Raw genomic sequence first — 2,934 nt, 5'->3', positions numbered from 1 at the left:
AACAAGCAGCTGATAGCCCAGAAATTCAAGCACTTGAGACAGCATTGACCGAACAACCAAGCAATGCAAAAATTGCCAATGAGCTTGCCAGTCAATATCACCAAGTACAACGTGATGAAGAAGCCCTTGCTTTGTTATGGCGTTTTCTAAACCGCGATCTGAATACGTTAGACGGCGATATGAAAAAAACATTCATGGATATATTAAATGCATTGGGGCAAAGTAACCCGATCGCTAGTCGTTATCGTCGTCAGTTATACTCATTGCTTTATTAAGCATGCAACTCGATACCCAAACCACTTGGAATTGCAGGTAGGCAGCCAGTGAGCGAGTCCCCCATGAACATAGACAGACTATCCGATTGGGGGCGTTAACGACAAGGAGAGAAATGTCGAGATACCCCCCCCCCAGCAACATCAAAAGAGCCAAAAGTGATCCCCACCACTAAAATCAAAGGCTGGGCCGCCTGATTTTATACGAAGCTGATCAATTATCGCTAAGTTGGCTTGCCAGCGACTCAACTCTACTGCACAATTGATATTCAATTATATTAGTATTTTATTTCACTCCACAAGGATACGTCATGGCTATAGACTCCCTTATTACGATCGGCGTATTTGTCGTCGTCGCTGTTGTCTTTATCATTTCTGCAGTAAAAACCGTCCCTCAAGGTAAGCACTGGACGGTCGAACGCTTTGGCCGTTATACCCATACATTAAAACCCGGCTTAAATATTATCATTCCATTTGTCGACCGCATCGGCCAAAAAATTAATATGATGGAAAGGGTACTCGACATTCCCGCTCAAGAAGTGATCAGTAAAGATAATGCCAGCGTCGTCATTGATGCGGTCTGCTTTGTGCAAGTCATCGATGCGGCACGAGCAGCTTATGAAGTGACCGATTTAGAGCACGCTATCCGTAATTTAACATTAACTAACATGCGTACTGTACTCGGCTCAATGGAACTGGACGAAATGCTCAGTCAACGGGATATGATTAATACCAAATTATTATCCATCATTGATCAAGCCACCAATCCATGGGGCATCAAGATCACTCGAATTGAAATCAAAGATGTACAACCCCCCGCCGATCTAACGGCGGCAATGAATGCGCAAATGAAAGCTGAGCGAAATAAACGCGCCGAAGTCTTAGAAGCGGAAGGAATTCGTCAAGCACAAATCTTACGCGCCGAAGGACAAAAACAATCGGAAATATTAAAGGCCGAAGGGGAAAAGCAAGCCGCGATTCTACAAGCTGAAGCTCGTGAACGCGCAGCAGAAGCTGAAGCAAAAGCGACCTCAATGGTCTCTGAAGCGATTGCTAAAGGAGACATGCAAGCGGTTAATTACTTTATTGCTCAAGGGTATACCGAAGCGCTAAAATCAATTGGCCAAGCAGAAAATGGAAAAATTATTATGCTACCGCTGGAAGCAACAGGCCTCATGGGATCAATCGCTGGCATCGCAGAGATGTTTCAGCATTCAACAGATAAAGGAAATCAAGCTTGATTGACTGGTTAACACAATTCAACTATTGGCACTGGTTAGCATTGGGTTTAGCGTTGCTCACTATCGAATTGCTTGGCACCGCGGGTTACTTTCTTTGGCTGGGGCTCTCCGGATTACTGGTTGGCCTATTAATGCTATTTATTCCCATCGGTTGGCAGTTGCAATGGATGACATTTGCGAGTTTCTCATTAATAACCACTTGGTTATGGTGGCGTCGTCAGTTTAAAACAGATCGCATTAGCGACAGTCAACGCGTTTTAAATCAAAAAGAGAAACAGCTAATTGGCCAACGAATACCAATAACGGATGAGGTAAAAGCTGGTATCGTCACACGAATACACCTCGCCGATAGTACATGGTCAGCCATCAGTGAAGAGGATATTCATGCCGGTAATATGGCGGAAATTATTGCCCTTGATGGAATTACTCTAAAAATCAAACCCTACCGCGCATCTAGCGCACAACAATAGCCATATCACATTTCAGATTATAACCAAAAAGAAGAAGAGCCGTTACAACGTTACTCTTCTTCTTTTTTTATCAAGGATTGTTATCGTCGTACCGATTACCTTAACTTTTTTTCATGCCACAAGATTTTTGCGCCGCAGGATAGTGATAGAGATTATCTAAAATAGGGCATGCTGGCCCACTATCACCGGGACATTCACTGATCCAAGATTGCAATTGTGCTTTAATCTGCTCAAGTTGTGCTATTTTACTCTCGATATCTTGCACTTTACGCTGCGTTTTTTGCTTAATTTCCGCACTGGTTCGATCTTCTTTTTGTGCAAGTTGTAATAAAGAGGCGCACTCATCTAAACTAAACCCAACTTGCCTAGCGCTAGCGATTAAGCGCAGTTGCGCTAAGTGATGTTCCGAATAATACCGATAGCCATTACTGCCTCGCTCAGCAGCCGCAATCAACCCTTTAGATTCATAGAATCGAATTGATTTAGCACTTAACCCGGTAATTTTTGCCACATCACGAATTTGCATTTTATTCCCATTATTGACTTATTGCCCAAGACAGAAACGCTTTGCGTTGTGCTTCATCAAGGTCAAGATAAGTCTCTTGGAGCATCTTAAGTTTATCCGCTTCAAGATTATCCTCTATCATTGCTGATTTTTTTTCAACGTGTGACGCAACCACTGGACGAGCAACTAATGATGAGCGATGAATAGCTGCTTTACTGTCGGTACGGTTAAACTGCCTGAGTTCTTTACGATAATCGCCCATTAAACCAAAAGAACGGCCAGGAATAAAGTCTTGTTCTACCTCCAGCGGCCCTTGTATTACCTCTATGTTTAAAGCCGGATGACGATCAAACTCTAGTGCATTGCCTTCATTACGGACAATCATAGTGGGTGCAAGGTTTAGCTTACCCTCATCACCAGAAATTTTCACAATCATCAGGGGCGAT

The 2,934-nt window shown here is 43.3% G+C and carries 5 protein-coding genes; 3 read left to right on the top strand and 2 right to left on the bottom strand.

All coding sequences use genetic code 11. The annotated features are described in order from the left end of the window. The 3 genes from B7C60_RS19320 to B7C60_RS13350 form a co-directional block, all read left to right on the top strand. The coding region (locus B7C60_RS19320) for a tetratricopeptide repeat protein (RefSeq protein ID WP_245869433.1) at positions 1-275 on the top strand (275 nt) is incomplete at its 5' end. Positions 276-583: 308 nt separating this feature from the next. After that, entirely contained in the window at positions 584-1,513 is a 930-nt protein-coding gene (locus tag B7C60_RS13355; protein WP_099612093.1) for an SPFH domain-containing protein, read from the top strand. Beyond that, positions 1,510-1,983 (top strand): NfeD family protein, encoded by a 474-nt coding sequence (locus tag B7C60_RS13350; protein ID WP_099612092.1) that lies wholly within the window; start codon positions 1,510-1,512, stop codon positions 1,981-1,983. The genes B7C60_RS13355 and B7C60_RS13350 overlap by 4 nt, the downstream gene beginning before the upstream one ends. A 100-nt stretch (positions 1,984-2,083) precedes the next feature. Here the strand turns inward: B7C60_RS13350 and cueR are convergent, their stop codons facing one another. Together cueR and B7C60_RS17250 are read right to left on the bottom strand one after the other, a co-directional pair. Then, positions 2,084-2,509, bottom strand: a complete 426-nt coding sequence (gene cueR, locus B7C60_RS13345; protein WP_099612091.1) for a Cu(I)-responsive transcriptional regulator — start codon at positions 2,507-2,509, stop codon at positions 2,084-2,086. Positions 2,510-2,519: 10 nt separating this feature from the next. Beyond that, a partial coding sequence (locus tag B7C60_RS17250) for a DUF2057 family protein (protein WP_216639325.1) occupies positions 2,520-2,934 on the bottom strand: 415 nt, incomplete at its 5' end.

Source organism: Vibrio fujianensis (genome assembly GCF_002749895.1).
Lineage (GTDB): Bacteria > Pseudomonadota > Gammaproteobacteria > Enterobacterales > Vibrionaceae > Vibrio > Vibrio fujianensis.
The sequence above is the reverse complement of the archived record's forward strand: the minus strand, read 5'-3'. Positions and strand labels throughout refer to the sequence as shown.

Excerpts from the sequence above, each read along its gene's own strand:
- B7C60_RS13355 (WP_099612093.1), top strand. The coding sequence starts at position 584 with ATGGCTATAGACTCCCTTATTACGATCGGCGTATTTGTCGTCGTCGCT.
- cueR (WP_099612091.1), bottom strand. The coding sequence starts at position 2,509 with ATGCAAATTCGTGATGTGGCAAAAATTACCGGGTTAAGTGCTAAATCA.